General features: G+C 47.7%; 19 protein-coding genes and 1 riboswitch. Of the genes, 12 read left to right on the top strand and 7 right to left on the bottom strand.

Features of this window, described 5'->3' with window-relative positions; genetic code table 11:
* Genes HPY31_RS18195 through HPY31_RS18185 form a run of 3 tightly spaced genes read left to right on the top strand, consistent with a single transcriptional unit; the run spans window position 1 to window position 1,783 of the window.
* Window positions 1–201 (top strand): hypothetical protein, encoded by a 201-nt coding sequence (locus HPY31_RS18195; protein ID WP_231850549.1) that lies wholly within the window; start codon window positions 1–3, stop codon window positions 199–201.
* Between the two features lie 32 nt (window positions 202–233).
* Entirely contained in the window at window positions 234–434 is a 201-nt protein-coding gene (locus HPY31_RS18190; protein ID WP_016740298.1) for a hypothetical protein, read from the top strand.
* Window positions 435–469: 35 nt separating this feature from the next.
* Window positions 470–1,783: a VWA domain-containing protein gene (locus tag HPY31_RS18185; RefSeq protein WP_172141862.1), complete on the top strand. Its 1,314-nt coding sequence runs from the start codon at window positions 470–472 to the stop codon at window positions 1,781–1,783.
* Between the two features lie 62 nt (window positions 1,784–1,845).
* Here HPY31_RS18185 and HPY31_RS18180 read toward each other — a convergent pair whose 3' ends face one another.
* Window positions 1,846–2,406 carry a putative periplasmic lipoprotein gene (locus HPY31_RS18180; protein WP_142498410.1) on the bottom strand — a complete coding sequence of 187 codons (561 nt, stop codon included), beginning with the start codon at window positions 2,404–2,406 and terminating at the stop codon, window positions 1,846–1,848.
* A gap of 206 nt (window positions 2,407–2,612) precedes the next feature.
* Here HPY31_RS18180 and HPY31_RS18175 point away from each other — a divergent pair, with 206 nt between their 5' ends.
* Entirely contained in the window at window positions 2,613–3,404 is a 792-nt protein-coding gene (locus HPY31_RS18175) for a DUF169 domain-containing protein (RefSeq protein WP_172141861.1), read from the top strand.
* Here the strand turns inward: HPY31_RS18175 and HPY31_RS18170 are convergent.
* Window positions 3,385–3,906, bottom strand: coding sequence for a DinB family protein (locus HPY31_RS18170; protein ID WP_172141860.1), 522 nt, complete (start codon window positions 3,904–3,906; stop codon window positions 3,385–3,387). The two genes, HPY31_RS18175 and HPY31_RS18170, sit on opposite strands and share 20 nt — an antisense overlap.
* Window positions 3,907–3,970: 64 nt before the next feature.
* Window positions 3,971–4,918, bottom strand: a complete 948-nt coding sequence (locus HPY31_RS18165; protein ID WP_172141859.1) for a helix-turn-helix transcriptional regulator — start codon at window positions 4,916–4,918, stop codon at window positions 3,971–3,973.
* A 144-nt stretch (window positions 4,919–5,062) separates the two neighbouring features.
* Between HPY31_RS18165 and HPY31_RS18160 the strand changes: the two genes are divergently transcribed.
* The 6 genes from HPY31_RS18160 (at window position 5,063) to HPY31_RS18135 (ending at window position 11,819) form a co-directional block, all read left to right on the top strand.
* On the top strand, window positions 5,063–5,923 hold the full coding sequence (locus HPY31_RS18160) for a M15 family metallopeptidase (protein ID WP_172141858.1): 861 nt from the start codon (window positions 5,063–5,065) through the stop codon (window positions 5,921–5,923).
* A gap of 21 nt (window positions 5,924–5,944) precedes the next feature.
* Window positions 5,945–6,997 carry a D-alanine--D-serine ligase VanG gene (gene vanG, locus HPY31_RS18155; protein WP_172141857.1) on the top strand — a complete coding sequence of 351 codons (1,053 nt, stop codon included), beginning with the start codon at window positions 5,945–5,947 and terminating at the stop codon, window positions 6,995–6,997.
* 3 nt (window positions 6,998–7,000) lie between these two features.
* On the top strand, window positions 7,001–7,804 hold the full coding sequence (locus tag HPY31_RS18150) for a M15 family metallopeptidase (protein ID WP_172141856.1): 804 nt from the start codon (window positions 7,001–7,003) through the stop codon (window positions 7,802–7,804).
* Entirely contained in the window at window positions 7,791–9,953 is a 2,163-nt protein-coding gene (vanT, locus tag HPY31_RS18145) for a serine racemase VanT catalytic subunit (protein WP_172141855.1), read from the top strand. Before HPY31_RS18150 ends, vanT begins: the two co-directional genes overlap by 14 nt.
* Window positions 9,954–9,995: 42 nt before the next feature.
* On the top strand, window positions 9,996–11,087 hold the full coding sequence (locus tag HPY31_RS18140; RefSeq protein WP_172141854.1) for a sensor histidine kinase: 1,092 nt from the start codon (window positions 9,996–9,998) through the stop codon (window positions 11,085–11,087).
* 84 nt (window positions 11,088–11,171) lie between these two features.
* Window positions 11,172–11,819 (top strand): hypothetical protein, encoded by a 648-nt coding sequence (locus HPY31_RS18135; RefSeq protein WP_172141853.1) that lies wholly within the window; start codon window positions 11,172–11,174, stop codon window positions 11,817–11,819.
* Between the two features lie 130 nt (window positions 11,820–11,949).
* Here HPY31_RS18135 and HPY31_RS18130 read toward each other — a convergent pair whose 3' ends face one another.
* From HPY31_RS18130 to HPY31_RS18115, 4 genes are all read right to left on the bottom strand, one after another.
* Window positions 11,950–12,537, bottom strand: a complete 588-nt coding sequence (locus HPY31_RS18130; RefSeq protein WP_172141852.1) for a CAP domain-containing protein — start codon at window positions 12,535–12,537, stop codon at window positions 11,950–11,952.
* Between the two features lie 7 nt (window positions 12,538–12,544).
* A riboswitch (cyclic di-AMP (ydaO/yuaA leader) is annotated at window positions 12,545–12,702 on the bottom strand.
* 160 nt (window positions 12,703–12,862) lie between these two features.
* Window positions 12,863–13,978 (bottom strand): aminopeptidase, encoded by a 1,116-nt coding sequence (locus HPY31_RS18125; protein WP_172141851.1) that lies wholly within the window; start codon window positions 13,976–13,978, stop codon window positions 12,863–12,865.
* Window positions 13,979–14,073: 95 nt separating this feature from the next.
* A complete protein-coding gene (locus tag HPY31_RS18120) occupies window positions 14,074–15,273 on the bottom strand; it encodes an iron-containing alcohol dehydrogenase (protein ID WP_172141850.1) in 1,200 nt (399 codons plus the stop codon).
* A gap of 94 nt (window positions 15,274–15,367) precedes the next feature.
* On the bottom strand, window positions 15,368–17,074 hold the full coding sequence (locus HPY31_RS18115) for a methyl-accepting chemotaxis protein (protein WP_172141849.1): 1,707 nt from the start codon (window positions 17,072–17,074) through the stop codon (window positions 15,368–15,370).
* 266 nt (window positions 17,075–17,340) lie between these two features.
* Between HPY31_RS18115 and purC the strand changes: the two genes are divergently transcribed.
* Together purC and purS are read left to right on the top strand one after the other, a co-directional pair.
* Entirely contained in the window at window positions 17,341–18,060 is a 720-nt protein-coding gene (purC, locus tag HPY31_RS18110; protein ID WP_012684340.1) for a phosphoribosylaminoimidazolesuccinocarboxamide synthase, read from the top strand.
* Window positions 18,053–18,301 (top strand): phosphoribosylformylglycinamidine synthase subunit PurS, encoded by a 249-nt coding sequence (gene purS, locus HPY31_RS18105; RefSeq protein ID WP_007717324.1) that lies wholly within the window; start codon window positions 18,053–18,055, stop codon window positions 18,299–18,301. Before purC ends, purS begins: the two co-directional genes overlap by 8 nt.
* The last annotated feature ends 2 nt before the right edge of the window (window positions 18,302–18,303 follow it).

Genomic DNA, 18,303 nt, shown 5'->3' with positions numbered 1-18,303 from the left:
ATGACAAGCAAGCTACAAAAAATGCAGCGATTCTGGAATGTAGTGACGGTGATCATCTATGGCGTTTTCCTGCCGATGTCCTGTCTGTTCATGGCGTTGGGGGAAAAACTCCCGTATGCGCTGCTCTTTTTTATGTTTGCCCTTCCGTATATTGAACAGGCTGGCATGGAACATTTGCGTCGAAAAGAAATGAGTCGGTGATGATCAAGTGAACGAGAAGGAAGGTGTAAGCCATGTCCAGACAGGAACGAAGCTGGCAGCGCTTTTGGCGATACATGATGATTTACTTCTACGCCTTGATCGTACCAGCTACGATCATCGGCTCATTTTATCGAGAAGAGTTCCCGTTGCAGCTGCTCATCCTCGCGATCGGTATGCCTTTTATCAAAAGAAATCATCTGGCGTTCATCAGAAAGAAAAACGCGGCGATCTAATCAGCAAGGCAACAAGGCAAGGAGGATACGACCGAATGCGTAACACAAAAATGCGGATGTCGCTCTTTTTCAACAGTATCTTGATCATGCTGCTGCTTTCGGGTTGTTCACTGGGCGCGATAGGAGCGGGTACAGGGATCGGGCAAAATCAAGGGCCGCAGACGACACAGGAATTGATTGCTTCACAGCCTGGACCGCTTGCTGGCACACAATTTTTCCACGCAGCTTATCCGCATCGAGCGCAGATCATACAGGTCTTGGATAAAATGCCTACCGTGGTCGACGGGATGAATGATGCTTACTTGGATTTGTACTGGAATCAATTGCTCACCCTGTTCGCGGAGGATTACCTCAGTCCCCAGATGGTTGTGGACCGCTGGAGAATGGCTTCGTATGGGAGTCCAGATATCGAGGACGCCCGTTTTCAGTTTCGGGAAAATTTCAACGTAGAAATCATTCTGGATGCGAGCGGCAGCATGGCTGGGAAAATTGGGGACAAAACGAAAATGCAGCTCGCCAAGGAAGCGATTCAGGAATTCGCGGAAGCACTACCTGAAGAGGCGAGAATCTCGCTGCGCGTGTATGGTCATAAGGGGAGTAATGCTGATGAACATAAGCAGCTTTCCTGTGGCAGTAGTGAGATGGTCTATCCATTGCAAGCCTACGATGCGAAGAGACTTGAGCAAGCACTCGACATGTTTGAGCCGACGGGCTGGACATCTATTGCGCACTCCTTGCGTCTCGCACAGGAGGATTTGGCAGGATTCGAAGCGGATAAAAACACGAATGTCATCTACCTGGTCAGTGATGGTATCGAGACATGTGATGGCAATCCGGTGGCAGTAGCCAAGGAATTGTCCCAATCCAAAATTATGCCGTTGTTGAACGTCATTGGCTTTGACGTGAATGCAGAAGGGCAGAAGCAATTGAAAGAGATTGCCCACGCGTCAGAAGGTCTGTATGCAAATGTGACGAATCGTGAGCAGTTCAAGCAAGAGCTGGAACGTGCGAAAGAAATTGCCCAGAAGTGGGAGCAGTGGAAACGGGATGCTTTGACAGAAGCTGACGCTGTCTTGATCGACCGCAAGAAATGGGTGGATGCTTACGACCGGGACTGGTACGAGAAAAACTGGCGAGAGAGCCTGAACATCGGAACGGCGATCGAGTATTTATCTGCGAGCGGCAAGATTGGCAATGAGGCGAGGGAGTACCTTACTGGGAAAAGGCAAGAAAGAGAAGCGTTGGCTACACAGTCCAAGCAGGAGCTTACCAATTACTTGGTGAGTCTCACAACCGAGACCTATCAGGAAATGAGAGAGGAAATTGAGGATAAATACAGCGGAAACTAACAGCAGTGGGTTCTCGCAACGGAGAACCCACTGTAAATGGAAAGGGAAAGAGTTAGGGTACGTCAATCATACGTGAACGTAACGACCTGTTTCAGGCCTGGGTCCACTCCGATTGCCACGTCATTTAGGCCATCCGTGTAATAAAAGTAACGCTTGGCGTCATTGGAATGAGCGTCAGAAGCTTTCACCAATTGGAAGCTGTTTGCCGCAAGCAGGTTTTTCGAGCGGATGAAATCAGATGCCGTCTTTTCCAAATCTGCTTCTGTCATCGTTTTTGTCGCTATTTCTCCGTTTATTCCAATAACGTCAATCGACAGGGAAAGAATTTGCTTAGACCTCGGTTCGATGATCGCGTGAAAGCCATGGACATCGCCGTTCACAGGTTCGCGTTTTAGTATGGCGTGAACAGGTACACCTCTGTATACCGAATTGGCTGGGTCCTCCAGCGTGATTTCCCGATCAGTGGTATCAACATCCACCTGATAATATTGTCTAACAGCGGCGGCAGCGATTTGCCCCGCTTCTTCTTTTCCGAGCCCTTGCACTGTATCTGGTGAGCTGGAGGAGCATCCCATTAACAGAAAGACGAGAAGCGCCGTGCCCAGCCATGCGAACTTTTTCATTGTGAACCCTCCAGCCATCCCAAGTAATACGTGTAGTCTTCTTTTATCCTAACAGGGATCGTTTCGACTCCCTATCGATAAACCTTTCCATTACCTTACGATGTTGTAAGCTTGGAAAAAATGTAGGGAGTGACAGGACTTCGGGCGAAAAAGACGAAAGATTCCGAGTATAAGTGGTGAATGTGAAAAACGAGGGGGAAACTGGAATGAACGCCATCGAGCTGAATCAAGCGCTTCAAATGTATGTGAGGACCGAGACCTTTCCTGTGGGAGTTAGCATCCGAAAAGAAGAAGCAGCTCTGCCGTCAAAGGCAAAGCGACCTGTCCGTGATCTGGGTTATCCGATTACGATTTGCCAAGCTGTTGGTTTTTCTCGCCGTTATGGCTGGAGTATTGCGATGAATGGAGCCGATTTGTCCTGTCCGATCGCGCAGGTGGCTTTTGGGTATGAAGAGCAGCCGGCGTTTTATACAGAGGGTCATCTCGCCTGTGGGATGTATACAGATTCATTGGAAAATGGGGCGAAAAGCGAGCTGGATGTCCCGAAATTTTCAGCAGAAGAAAGCGGCTACTACGTATCGTTTCCGCTGGAGCGGGCAGAGATTGAGCCGGATGTCGTCGTGATTTACGGCAATGCGGCACAGGTCATGCGATTGGTGGCGGGGATGCTGTACAAGCGCGGTGGATCGATTCCTTCTACCTTTTCCAGTCGGGCCGACTGTGCGGACATCGCGATCAAGCCGATCCAGACGGGACAGCCGCAAGTGATCGTACCGTGTTATGGCGACAGATTGTTTGCCCAGACACAAGATCATGAGATGGCTTTCAGCTTTCATTTTCGCGATGCCGCCGAGCTAGTGGAGGGATTAGTGGGAACACAAAAAGGCGGAATCCGCTATCCGATCCCGTCCTTCTTGCGCTATCAGGCGGAGTTTCCGCCGACCTATCAAAAGCTTGCGGGGATGTTTGGAGAAAAAACTAGCCCTTCAGTCGATTGAGCTGGAGCAGGTGATGGCGATAGTGCATTTCTACCACGGCAAACCATTCCTTTGCGTTCAATGAACCGAAGGCTGGGTGAGCCACCGTGTGATGCACAGGAATTTCGTCCAGAGTCGGTTCCAGCTCTTTCATTTGTGCGAGCACGCTGATGAGTCCATCACGCAATTGCTCCTTACTCTCTGGTTGTGCAGGTGTGTACTCCGGGGAGGCAGGGACTTTCACGCGAACGGGAAGGAAGGAACCTTGTGCAAATATCGTCTGCCCGATCTCGGATTTTTGGGCACCTGCTTCTGTGACAGCAGGACCTCCTTGTCTACACTTCTCGACATTTCCCAGATGAAAATACCGGGCAGATTGGATCAAGTGAAGGTACATTTGACCGATCGACCATTCCTCTTCACTTGGCTTTTGCAAGAGTTGTTCCATGGTGAAGCCTTCTAATTCATGCAGGTAGTGGTTTGTCACGTCTTCGAATTTGGTTACGATTTCTTTTGTATTCATGGGCGAATCAGCTCCTCTTGGTTTCTTGCTCTTATCATATTCGAACGCTACTGACAGCAGTATGTCAGTAGCGTTCGAATAATTTTTGGGCTTCTTCGCGTATTCGGCTACGCAAGGATTCAGGCGTAAGAACAACCGCATCTGCCCCCAACCCAAGTACCCAAGACAATATTTCTTCGATTTGTCTGACGCGCAATCTAACGAGAAAGCCGTCCGGATGCTCCGTAATCTCTTCGATAAAAAAATTACCCGATTCTTTTACCCGATCAGCGATAGTTGGGCTGATGACGATCTGCACCTCCAAGTACCGATCGTCGAGAGGCTTGTAATCAGCAAAATGGAAATGGTCAGGGAGGATAAAGCGGTCTTCCAAAACGATCAGGCCGCTCATGCGGGACAGGCGGAATCGACGAATATCCTGTCGCAGATCGCAATGAGCGAGCAGTGTCCAAGAACCACGAACCAGAACGAGACCGTATGGAGCAACATCACGAACTGTTTCACGATCGTCACTCTCCCCAGGCGTGCCCCTCCGATAGCGGAACCGCACCTTCCGCTCACTAATGATCGCATCGTGGAGGAGCTGCGCATGCGCTTTTTCTTGTTCGCGCAGATTGTTTGCTCTGGGGCTTACGAGGCGAAAGGTTGAACGGATACGTCTGGTTTGTTCGCCTACATCCGCAGACAGGATCGCTTCTACTTTGCGTTGTACGGCTCTTGCGCTATTTCCAAAGTTTTGGTCAAATGCTTGCTCGACCAAGTCTGCTCCGATCAAAAGTGCAACGGCTTCTTCTACCGAAAAGCTGACGGGCGGCAGAAAATACCCTTCCATTAACGAATATCCCTGACCCGGTGCCCCAACGATGGGGACGCCGGCTTCACTCAATGCTTGCATATCACGATAAATCGTCCGGACGCTCGTCTCAAAAGTCGCGGCCAAATCTTCTCCGCGCAACGTACCTTTTCGCTGCAGCTCCAGAACGATTGCCAACAGACGGTCTGTTTTATTCATGCTAGACTGCTGACCTCCTCTCTATCCAGCTAAGCAACTTTATAAAAATGATTGGACATCTTTAAAATTATTTAAGATTTACCCTACTTTTTATTTTAACAGTTTTCCCTATCCTAGATGTGTAAGTGAAGGAGGAAGCTGTGAATGAAAAAGAGGGTTTTTTGGCTTGTCATTTTATCGCTGTTTGGATATATCGTTTTCCAAAAAGTAACAGAAGGGCCACCTAATGTTGGAGGACATATGGAAACAGTGAGCGAGGCTATCGGTGTGGAGTACCAATCGATACAAATAACAAAAGATCAAATTTATCAGGGAGACCTTCTCTTGGTCAATAAAGACTATCCGGTTCATGAGGCAGGGGTAAAAAACGATGTGGTTCGGTTGTCTGAGCATGAAGAACTGTTACAAGGCTATACTTTGCTCGATCATAGACTCGAAGTGTCGGAGCGTGTAGCCAAAGTATTCCTGGAGATGGTCAAAGCTGCGCAGCAAGATAACGTGAGTCACTTTATCCTGAACAGCGGTTATCGAGGTAAGGAAGAACAAGAGAAGTTATATGAAGAAATGGGGCCAGCGATCGCGATGCCAAGCGGTTATAGCGAACATAATGTAGGTTCCGCGCTGGATATTGGATCGACGCAAATGAAAATGGAGCACGCCCCTGAAGGCAAGTGGCTGAAAGATCATTCTTGGAAATACGGTTTTATTTTGCGCTACCCGAAAGACAAGGTAGCCATTACAGGAACGGTATTTGAGCCTTGGCATTTCCGATATGTCGGCTTGCCGCATAGCGCGATCATGAAGGAGAATAACTTTTCGCTGGAAGAATACTTGGACTATCTAAAAGACAAAAGAAGTATCTCCGTGACAAATGATGGGAAAATCTACGAAATTAACTACTACCCTGTCGATCAAGAGATGACGATCAATGTTCCGATTTCGAGCAACTATGAGATTTCGGGTGACAACATAGGCGGCGTGATTGTAACAAGCTACGTGAACTAAAGAAAAGGGGAAGTGAATCTAATGAAGAAATTGACTGTCGCAATTTTGTTTGGGGGATGTTCTTCGGAGTATGAAGTATCGCTTAAATCTACGAGTTCGGTGCTGGAGAGCTTGTGTCTTGAAAAATACGAGGTGATTTTGCTAGGAATTACGAGGGAAGGGCAATGGCTGCGATATACCGGCAACATCGAAAGCATTCGGAATGACAGTTGGCATCAAAGTGAGAAGTGTGTGCCTGCCTTTCTCTCTCCTTGCAGACAGGTGCGGGGAATTGTTACACAGGAGAACGGTGCCATGACGGTCACGAAGGTTGATGTGGTATTCCCGATTTTGCATGGCAAAAACGGAGAGGATGGAACGGTGCAAGGGTTATTGGAGCTCGCCGGAATTCCTTTTGTTGGTTGTCACACGCTATCCTCGGCGATTTGTATGGACAAGGATATCGCCCACACGTTGGCAGAAAGCTCCGGTATTAAAACGCCAAGATCCGTTACCGTGTATCCAAATACGGATCTTGCAACTGTTCACTCTGCCACCGAAGCACTGGGATTTCCTTTGTTTATCAAACCGGCAAAAGCAGGGTCTTCTATTGGGATTACGAAAGCATACAGTCCGTCAGAATTGTTCTTCGGGATAGAAAACGCCCTCCAGCATGATGACAAAGTAGTCATCGAGGAAAACATCGCAGGATTTGAGGTGGGCTGTGCGGTACTCGGAAATCGTGAGGTTATTGTAGGGGAAGTGGATGAGATCGAATTGCTCCAAGGCTTCTTCAATTATACAGAAAAGTATTCATTGGAGACTGCCCATATCCATGTCCCAGCAAGAATTGACGAAGAGCTCGCTCATAAAATCAAGCAAACAGCGACCCATCTCTATCAGGTTTTTGGCTGTCGTGGCTTCGCTCGCGTGGATATGTTTGTCACACCAGACGGGGATATCGTGTTTAACGAAGTGAATACGATCCCCGGCTTTACCTCGAAGAGCAGGTATCCAAGCATGCTGCGTGCTGCGGGGATTTCCTATAAGGAGCTTCTTGATACGTTGATTATGCTAGCGTTGGAGGAGGACTAACCGATGACACAACCTCAACCTCATGTCTTTACGGTTACATTGAACAGCGACAATCTGCATCACGGTCATCTGATTTTGGTGAATCGCCAATACCCAATCCGCTGGCAAACAGACGACGGTATCCTACTGAATCGCATGCGGCTGATTGATGGGGCACACAACAATATGATGCTGGAAAACACGGCTGCAACGATGTTTGCCAAGCTGCTGAAAGCCTGCAACGCAGAGCATACAATCGTGCCTGTCAGTGGCTTTCGCAGTAAGGCGGAACAAACGGATATCTATGATCAATCCTTGCTGGAAAATGGACAGGTGTTCACCAGTAAATTTGTAGCGCGCCCGAATGAAAGTGAGCATCAGACAGGGCTTGCGATAGATGTAGGGGAGAAAAAGGAAGTAATCGATTTTATTTGCCCTTCTTTTCCCGATCACGGCGTATGCCGAATGTTTCGGCAGCGCGCCAGTCAATATGGGTTTATCAAACGCTACGACAAAGACAAAGAGCAGCTGACAGGGATTTCGGATGAGCCTTGGCATTTTCGGTATGTGGGCTACCCGCATGCTGTTTTGATGGAAAAGCTCCAGCTTTGTCTGGAAGAGTATATCGAGTATGTGAAAAACTACGAATTCCATCAGGAGCATTTGCGAGTAGATGAGGAGAACATTGAAATCTACTATGTAAAGGCTACTGATGCAGTTACGCACATCCCGGTTGTGGCTGGTGAGAGCTACGAAATATCGGGCAATAACGTGGATGGATTTATCATTACGGTGTTTCATCAGGAGGCACGTAATGAACGTGGGTAGTGAAAAGCAGTATGGCGGGCTGGATCGATTCCGAATCATGGCAGCGATTCTTGTTATCGCCATTCATACTTCTCCGCTGCTATCCATAAGCGAATGGGCTGATTTTACACTGACACGGATAATAGCCAGGGTGGCAGTTCCATTTTTCTTTATGTGCACAGGATTTTTCTTCATGCAAAAGCTTGGCACAGATCGCAACAGAAATGCGTTTATGCTAAAGCCGTTTTTATGGAAGGTAGGAAGGCTATATTTGCTTTCGATCCTTCTCTATCTTCCTGTGAATGTGTATGCAGGGTATTTTACGGATGGATTTACTGTATTTTCAGCAGTGAAAGACCTCTTGTTTAACGGGACCTTGTATCATCTGTGGTATTTCCCTGGCATTATGCTGGGAGTGTGTATCAGTACTTTTTTATATACGAGACTATCGATATGGAATACATTTTGGGTGACTTTGCTGCTGTATGGCATCGGGCTATTGGGAGACAGCTACTTTGGCTTGGTACAGATGAGTCCGTACGTGGACAGTATCTACCAATCGATGTTTATTTTGTTTGATTACACGCGGAACGGCATATTTTTTGCCCCTGTGTTTATTGTCATGGGAGGGATGATTGCCAATACTGCCCATAACCGCAGACGGAAAAAGAACAAGGTCGCAACGTATGCTATCGGGTTTGTTTTGTTTGGAAGTATGCTGGTAATGGAAGGCTTGCTTTTGCACGCTTATCAGCTGCAACGCCATGATAGTATGTATATTTTTTTGATACCGTGCATGTATTTTCTCTTTCAACTTTTGTTGTTCTGGAAAGGCAAGAATCGCCCAACTTTACGAAAGCTGAGCCTGTATGTTTATGTCATTCATCCACTGTGTATTGTGCTCAGTCGCGGGGCGGCCAAAGTGACGGGACTGACAGGGCCGCTTGTTGAAAACAGCATGGTGCATTTTACGCTGGTCACAGTGCTGTCGTTTGTTCTTTCTGTGATGGCGATGAAGGTGATCCAGCGCCTTCGAAGTGGGAAACCGGATCAAATCGAGCGAGCATGGGCTGATATCCATCTCCCGCACCTCCAACATAATGTCAGGGAAATCCAGCGGGTTCTCCCCAAGGATTGTGCAGTGATGGCAGTCGTTAAGGCGCAGGCATATGGTCACGGCGGATGGCAAATCGCGAGGTTCTTAAACAAGCTCGGGATTGATCACTTCGCCGTTGCCACAATCGATGAAGGAATCGAGCTACGGAAGAAGGGCGTAAAAGGGGAGATTCTGGTGCTTGGCTATACGGATGAGCGTCGTATACGCCAAATCGCCCGTTTCAAACTGACGCAAACCGTAGTAGATGACGAATATGCCCAAAAACTGAATGGCTACAACGTGAAAATCCCTGTTCATATCAAGATCGACACGGGGATGGGGAGACTCGGGGAATCTTGGGAACACACGGAAAAAATCGCGTCCATGTATCGATATAAGCATTTGCAGGTAGGCGGTACCTTTACGCATCTGAGTGTGGCTGACAGTTCGGAAGCCTCGGATATCGCATACACGAAAAATCAAATCGCCCGTTTCCAAAACGTGATCCATCAGCTGAAGGAAAAGGGGATCGATCCACAGAAGCTGCACGTCCAAAGCAGTTACGGCGTGCTGAATTACGGGGAGCTGCAATACGATTATGCTCGAATGGGGATCGCTCTCTACGGGATGTTGAGCAAGCAGGGAGACAAGGTAAAAACAAGCGTCGACCTACGACCTGTGCTATCACTAAAAGCAAGAGTTGTGCAGGTAAAACAGGTAGAAAAAGGAGCATCCGTGGGCTATGGACGCGCCCACACAGCGCAGAAGGACAGTAAGATTGCCATCGTATCCATCGGATATGCAGACGGGGTTCCGCGCATGCTGTCACAAGTGGGGGCTACCTGCTTGATTAGAGGAAAAAGGAGACCGATTATTGGCTTTGTCTGCATGGATCAGCTTATTGTAGATATTACAGATATGGAAGAGGTGCAAAAAGGGGACGTTGTGACCTTTATCGGCAGAGATCAAGAGGAGGAGATCACTGCTGAGGAAATGGCCCAATCGTGTAAAACCATTACGAACGAGCTGGTAAGCCGTTTGGGAGAACGGGTTAAAAGAGTCTATCATGATTGATCTTTGGACGAAAACGAGTATAGGGAGTGGTTCATTTTTTCCATGGCGAAGGGGAGACATAGCTTTCGTTTCAAAATGCTAGGGCTTCTTGGGTTTGGCATGCTTCTGGCCGCTATCGTAACCTATCTGCTCTATAAAGTGCTCCAGTTTTACTATCGGGTGGGGGTTAAGTACGAAGATCCGCTCGCCCAGGTTCGTTATTTCATCAGGGAGATGGGGGATATCAATTTCTTTTTGATTGTCTTTGCTCCCATTGCGATCTTGTTTTTTTATCTTCTGACCAAACGGTATGCTGGTTACTTTCGGGAGATTTCTACGGGCATTCATTATCTCGCGAGTGGAGACTTTACACGGCATGTCCATATTCCATCCAATGATGAGTTTGCAGAAATCGCCAAGGATATTAATACAGCCAGCGAAATGCTGCAAAAGGCGGTAGAAAGAGGGGATTTCGCCGAAAACAGCAAGGATCAGCTTGTTTTGAATCTGGCGCATGATTTGCGTACACCACTGACATCTGTTCTGGGTTATCTGGATCTCATTTTGCGAGATGAGCAGATGCCACATGAACAGATGCGGCATTATGTGACAATTGCTTTTACCAAGTCGCATCGATTGGAAAAGCTGATTGATGAGCTATTCGAAATTACCAGAATGAATTACGGCATGGTTACCATCGAGCAAAAGGTCATTGATTTGAGTGAATTGCTAGTCCAGTTAAATGAAGAGCTGTATCCTTCCTTTGAGAAAAATGAGCTCGTCGCGCGGTGTACGGTTGCTGCCCAATTAGTGATCGTGGGAGATGGGGAGCTGCTGGCACGCGTATTTGAGAATATACTGACCAACGCGATACGCTACGGGGGAGATGGCCAATTTATCGATTTGAACGCTTATCGTGAGGGCGATGAAGTGGTTGTGCAAATCATGAATTACGGTGACCAGATACCAGAGGAGGCGCTACCGCATATTTTTGAAATGTTTTTTACTGGCGACAAAGCGCGAACGCATCAAGGGGGAGGCACAGGACTCGGCCTGTTTATTGCCAAAAATATCGTCGAGAAGCATCGGGGAACGATTTCTGTCCAAAGTGATTTGATTCGAACATGCTTTGAGGTCAGGCTGCCGTATGGATGAAAGGATGGAAAAAATAAAAAATGGAGACGCTTCAATATTTGGTAGAATATTCTTGTAACGGGACAAATTAACTTCGGGGGAGTTATGAATAAAAACACATGGACATTGATAGGTGCGGTAGTTATTGCTGGAATATCATCGGCTACTTGGGCTGGGGCCATTAACCAAGGGGATAAGGAAGCACTACAGGCATATAAAAAGATGGAACAGGCACGTAACCAAGGGAATGAACCCTTAAGCAAATTGAGTAGTAATGTAACCCTTTCGGATTTTTCAATTCAGGGAGCTGTTTTACCAGAAGCGGATAAAATACGTAAATACAACGATACGAATATGCAAGGATTACTATCTTCAACGGATGAAAAACTTTCCTTCATTATGGAAGGGGATGAAGTAAAAGGTATAGTTTTAGCAACAGATACAAAGCCAATCATGGCTGGTGGTGAAAAAACTGGTCCTGAATTGTTTACCCTTTACGAGAACATGAAAAATACACTCGGGGAAGATGTAAACATTACGTACTTTAGTTATGCAGGTGGGTTTATCTTCGTTGCAACTGATAGGGAAGGTGAGGAAAGCTTGTGGCTCGATCGACGTGCTTCTACTTTTTTAGAACTTCCTTCGCACAAGCAACTCAAATCTGAAGAAGTTGTAGAAAAAATTCGAGAAGGTGCGGAATCGGTGGTTGAAGAAAAGACAAACGAACTAGAAATGGGAAGTAAATCTGAATAAAGCGTATAAAGCTAGCTGTTGGCTTTTCACGGAGATTGATAGATGTTCAAAGGCCACTCCAGACAAGGCTGGGAAAAAACAAGAAAGCCGGGTCCCCGCTAGAGGACTCGGCATTTATATCCAAATTTCATTATCCGATGAATTCTTGTGCCCAGTATCCATTCACAAAGCCTACACCGATTTTGGTGAAGGAAGGATTCATGATGTTTTGACGGTGTCCTTCACTGTTCATCCATTGGTTCATGACTTCTTCAGCGGTACGTTGACCCATGGCGATGTTCTCACCCGCGGTCATAGAAGATACACCGAATTGTTTCATCATGTCAAATGGAGAGCCATACGTAGGGCTTGTATGGTCAAAGTAGTTGTTGTTGGACATATCAGCCGCTTTTGCTTGTGCAACTTTATTCAGGGAAGCATCCAGTTCCACTGGCTTCAAACCTGCTTTTGCACGCTCTTGGTTTACCAAATCAGTTACTTGCTTCCCAACAGAGGAAGCATCCACTTGTTGGTTAGCTTGTTTTACTGGCTGTTGAGCTGGCTGCTGTTGATTCGCTGGTGCTGCGTAAGGTGCTTGCATTTGCGGTTGGACAGGTTGCATATATGGTTGATATCCGTATTGCGGACATGTGGTAGCTGCAGAAGCTGTGTTAGAAAAGCCGGAAAGAACAAATCCCAATCCCAATGTCGCGATTGCAACAGTACCAAGGCGTTTCATATTCACATCGTCTCCTTTTTTTGGCCTACGAGGTTAGTTGACGGATTCGGATTGAGGAAACAACCCTACGCACTTTGGCGATTCACCCCATGCAGATCTCTCATCTGCAAGTAAAAAAGATCCCCCGCACTTCCATTCGAGAGGAAGTTTCGGCTGTTTTGTTTGGCATGACCTAGAATAACAGAGATTCACCGGTGAAAGATACCCGTAAAATTTGGTAGGATTAATAAGAATATCAGCATCAGTCTCATACTTTATTTTCTCTGAACAATAGAAAATGGGCTAGGGAACCTCATTCCCTAACCCATTTTTTCATTCATTTCGTTTAAATCAAATTCTCCGGATTCAAGCCTTCCAGCTCTGGCAATACAAAGCGCCCATCTTTTCTGATCAGCACATCGTCAAACCAGATTTCTCCGCCACCGTATTCAGGGCGTTGGATTTGGACCAAGTCCCAGTGAACGGAGGAGCGGTTGCCATTGTCTGCTACTGTGTAAGCATTTCCTGGCGTGAAGTGGAAGCTGCCCGCGATTTTTTCGTCAAACAGGATGTCCAGCATCGGGTGGAGGATGTGCGGGTTGAAGCCGATCGCGAATTCTCCGATATAGCGTGCGCCCTCGTCCGTGTCGAGGATATCGTTCAATGCTTTAGTATTGGAGCTGGTCGCCTCCACGATTTTGCCTTCTTTGAAAGTGAATTGCACATCATTGAAGGTAATGCCGTTGTAGATCGATGCCGCGTTGTAGAAAATCGTTCCTTCCACGGAATCGCGTACAGGAGCGGTGTATACTTCGCCATCCGGGATATTGCGTTTGCCGTCACACTTGATGGCATTGATTCCTTTAATGGAGAAGCGCAGGTCCGTTTTTGGACCGACGATGCGTACACGATCAGTGCGCTCCATCAGCTCTTTCAACGGAGTCATGGCAGCGGACATTTTCGCGTAGTCCAGATTGCAGACGGAGAAGTAGAAGTCCTCAAAGCTCTCGAGACTCATTTTGGATAGCTGTGCCATCGACTTGTTTGGGTAGCGAAGTACAACCCAGCGTTTGTTCGGAACGCGCTCGTTTGTATGTACAGGTTGATACAGGACGCGAGCGTAAATGCCCATTTTGTCTTCTGGTACGTCGGCATACTCGTTGATGTTGTCGTAGGCGCGGATGGCGATGTAAGCGTCCATGTCCTTCATCCGGTCATACTCGTATTTTGCCATCAGAGCCATGTGTTCTTCGCTCGTGCCTTGATAGAGTGCACGCATGACTTCCTGGTCTTTCAGGGTGACCAGAGGCAGAGCCCCAACTGCAAATGATTCACGCACAAGTGCACGAACGAGTTCAGGTTGCAGGCCTGTATTTTCGATCAGAACTTTTTCGCCTTTTTGCAAATGGAGTGAGTAACGGACGAGACGGCTTGCCAGTTCATTAATACGTGGATCTGCCATGGTGGTAACCTCCGTAGTAAAATAATTTTGATTAATGATTAATTTGTATTATTACATAACTGAGCGAAGGCTCGCCAGTGTGTTTGATGCTTCGATTACAGGCAAGCCTCGTAGATCGCGGTTACATCGGATTCATTCAATTTTCGTGAGCTAGGCAGATACCCGATTCCGCGTCCGCCGATGCGAACTGCTTCTTCGGCCATTTGGGCCAGCGATTGTTTGGTCACACCGAAGTCAGACAGACGTTCTGTGATTCCCATGCGCTCATACCACCGGCGAACGGCATCAATCGTTGCTCGTGCTGCTTCGCCCTCGTTCTCCATCGTAACACCAAAACAATGACGTCCCATACGGGCTAGTCTCTCGGGACGGTCTTGCAATATCACCTGTTCGAAATAAGGAAGGGACAGGATCGCCAGTCCACGACCGTGAGCCATATCATAGATTCCGCTCAGTGGATGTTCAATTCCGTGCAACGGCATGCCAGCACCGCGACCGCCAGCAGCGAAGGGACTGATGCCCAGCGTGCTCGCCCATAAAAGGGTGGATCGTGCTTCAGCGTTGTCTGGTTGCTGGATCGCTGTGATGGAGTGCTCGACGACGAGGCGAATGAGTGTTTCGGAAATCCCGTCCTGAACGTGGGTCCCTTCCGCGCTGATCAAATAGTTTTCAAACAGATGGGAAAAGATATCGGCGCAAGACTCCGCTGTGACGCGAGCCGGAACGGTAAAGGTGACAGACGGGTCAAGAATGGCAATCTTCGGGTAAAGTGCTGGACCGTTGATCGAAGATTTTTCATGCGTGTCCCAATGAGTCAGGACGCTGATATGGTTTGCTTCCGAACCTGTGGCGGCTACTGTCGGGACGGTCATGATCGGCAGTGCTTCCTGAACGGGTACCAGTAATTGACCAGAACCGCTCGGATTTCCCCGCATGTAATCGTAAATCGGGCGTCCGGAAACGGCTGCCGCCGCAATCGCTTTGGAGGCATCCATTACGGAGCCGCCACCGATAGCCAGAATGAAGTCACACTGATGCTCACGCGCAAGCGCAGCTCCGGCATCAACCGTTGCGGTACGCGGATTCGGTTCGATTTTGTCAAAAACAAGATACGCCACTTGAGCTTCCTGCAACAGAGCCTTGGCGCGGTCCAAAAGTCCTGTACGTTTGGCAGCATTGCCGCCTGTAACGAGCAATGCTTTTTGGCCTAATGATTTTGCTTCTTGGCCCAAACGTTCCAGTTCGCCTATGCCAAAGTAAATTTTGGTAGGAAAAGACACTTCAAATGGAAACATCTGAAATTCCTTCTTTCACGTATTGGTTGTACCACTGACAAGTTTATCATAAACAAACGAAAAGAGCCTGCCCGGAGGGGGAGGCTCATCTTGTTCAGGCAACGCGAAAGCGATCACTGATTTCTTGCAACCGCTCAGATAAGGATAGAAGCTCTGTTGCCAATTGACGTGATTTTTCAATAGAAGTGAGCTGTTCGCGCGAGGCGACCAACATTTCTTCTGTGCTGCTTTTTGTCTCTTGTGAAACGGCAACAAACGCATCGAATGCCATGTCTACGGTGTGCAAGCCTTCGGTTATGTCGGATAACCCCTCATTGGCAATATGCAGCTCTCCCGTTGTCTGGTCGACAGCTTGTCGAAGCTCAAGAAAAGCAGATGCAGCCTCTGAAAGCTTTTGCAGGCTTTGCTGAAGCTGTTCGGATGCTTGTGAGGTTTCGGAGGAAATCTCATGGGTTTGTTCCTGAACAGCGTCCATCAGTCGCGTGATTTCTACTGTGGCATTTTCCGACTCGCTGGCAAGCTTGGCTACCTCGTTTGCCACGACAGCAAATCCGCGTCCGTTTTCTCCAGCACGGGCCGCTTCAATACTCGCGTTTAAAGCGAGAAGCTTGGTTTGCTTCGCCACATTTTGGATCAGATGAACAACATGTCCAATAGATTCTGATTGTCGACGCAGTTCTGTCATGCGGGTGTCGACCTGTGTGTACGTGTGGGAGAAGCGATTGATCATCGTGTTCAAATCATCGATACGATTTTGTCCATGGTGGGTGACTGTCTGCATCTTTTTACCCGCTTCAATCACAGAGAAAATACGCGCAATCAGTCCATCCATCGATTGCTTGATGTGCTGAAAAGAGGCGCTGGCACCATCTGTTGAGGCAGCTGTTTGTTCGACGCCTTGATTGACTGTATCGAGACGAAAAGACAGCATCGATGAATGATCGCCTGCTTCATCGGCTGTTTGCCTGATTGCGATGCCGCCTTTGTTCAGTTCCACAATCATGAGTTGGATCTCGGCAATAATCTCACACATTTGCTCCACCATGTGATTGAAGCTGTTAGAAATTCCACGAATCTCTGGACCCTCGTTTTGTAAAAGGGAACGATGGGTGAGGTCGCCCGAGCTGACCTGTTGCATGGCCAAAATCAACGTCTGAAAAGGCGCGGTAATCCCCTTCACAACCAGAAGGCACAGCAACAAAGAAAGGACCAGACTAGCGAAAATGGTCATCACGATGATTTTGGTTATCTCATGGAGAGGACCTAGATAGGATTCCTGCAAAACGTCTATGACGTATATGTAGCTCTCCTCAGGAGAATGCGTAAAGGCCAGCGTATGTATGTGACCATCGACAGGGACATGAATCACGCCGAATCGCTCGGCTTCCATTCGTTTCGCGATATCTTGCGGGATTTCAATGGCGCCCTTTGTCACGTTTTCAATGGGATGAAAAGCTCCATTTTTGACCAGATATTGCTGGAGTATCAAGCCTTCCTGAGACAGATTGCTTTCTTGCTGCTGCAATTCGTATTGAAGGCGCTTTTGGTAGGATTGATCGTCGCTAGCGAAAGTGAACTTCAAAAGCGAAATTTTTTCGGTGGTCTTGTCCGTCTCTGAGTCAAGGCGGGACTCCATTTGCGAAATCATCACCTGTTTTGCCTGGGTGTAAAAGGTCCAGCCAATCATCCCAGAAGAAATGAGCAGGATGAACAGAAGTGGGATCGTCAGCTTGGTACGGAGCCGCACTTGCCTGTGTAAGCGAGAAAAGGGAGTAAATAAATGGCGAAAGATAGCGTGCATCTCCAGTTGCCTCCTGATAAGTGGATGATCGAAAAGTCCTGAGACTAAGGACTATTGTAATAAGGAGATGTAAAGCTAGTATGGAGATCATGTAAACGAATGTTAACATCTATGACTCGGAAAACATGCAGTAAATCCCGAACATTTGTCGAAGTCTATTCCAGCATTTTTCGTTGATAAATGCGTATGTTTGTGTTTTAATGTAGTTGAAACGTTCGTGAATTAACCTAAACTCAACCTTTTTGACTGGGAAGGTGACTCCTACGGTGGAAAAACAGGAACAACTCTACGAAGGTAAGGCGAAACGTATTTATCGGACATCATTGCCTGATCAGTACTGGGTAGAGTACAAAGACGACGCAACAGCATTTAATGGAGAGAAACGGGCGCAAATCACCGGAAAAGGTGAGCTGAACAACCGCATTACGGCAATCTTTTTCACCATGCTGAAGGAGCGGGGCATCGACAACCATTTTGTCCGTCTGCTGTCCGCCACAGAGCAAGTTGTTCGCAAAGTGGAGATTATCCCTTTGGAGGTAGTCGTTCGCAATATCGCAGCAGGCTCATTGGCCAAGCGTCTTGGCATGGAAGAAGGAACTGTGCTTCCGCAGCCCGTTGTCGAGTTTTACTACAAGGATGACGCACTGGGAGATCCATTGGTGAATGCCTCCCATATCAAAGTGTTGGGGATTGCAAGCGAGAGTGACCAAGCGACATTGGAGCGCATGGGTCTTGCTGTAAACGAGGTCCTCGTGCCTTACCTGCGCGAGCGCAACATTACCTTGGTCGATTTTAAACTGGAATTCGGAAAAACAGCGGACGGGGAGATTCTCCTCGCCGATGAAATATCCCCGGATACATGCCGTTTCTGGGATTCAGTAACGAATGAAAAGCTCGACAAAGACCGCTTCCGCCGCGATTTGGGCAATGTGGAGGAAGCTTACAAAGAAATGCTTACGAGACTAGGAGGAGACGTACATGTTTAAAGCTGTTGTTTATGTAACATTGCGCGAGAGTGTTTTGGACCCGCAAGGACACGCTGTAAAAGGTGCTCTGCACACCTTGGGTTTTGATGAAGTAAACAATGCACGCATCGGGAAGTACATGGAGCTGGAATTGAACACTTCTGACCGTGCGCAAGCCGAAGAGCGTGTACGTGAAATGTGCGAAAAGCTGTTGGCCAATACGGTGGTAGAAGACTATCGCTTTGATATCGTGGAGGGCTAAGG

The organism is Brevibacillus sp. HB1.3, assembly GCF_013186635.1.
In the GTDB taxonomy this organism is placed as follows: domain Bacteria; phylum Bacillota; class Bacilli; order Brevibacillales; family Brevibacillaceae; genus Brevibacillus; species Brevibacillus brevis_D.
This window is presented reverse-complemented; position numbering and strand designations above follow the sequence as displayed.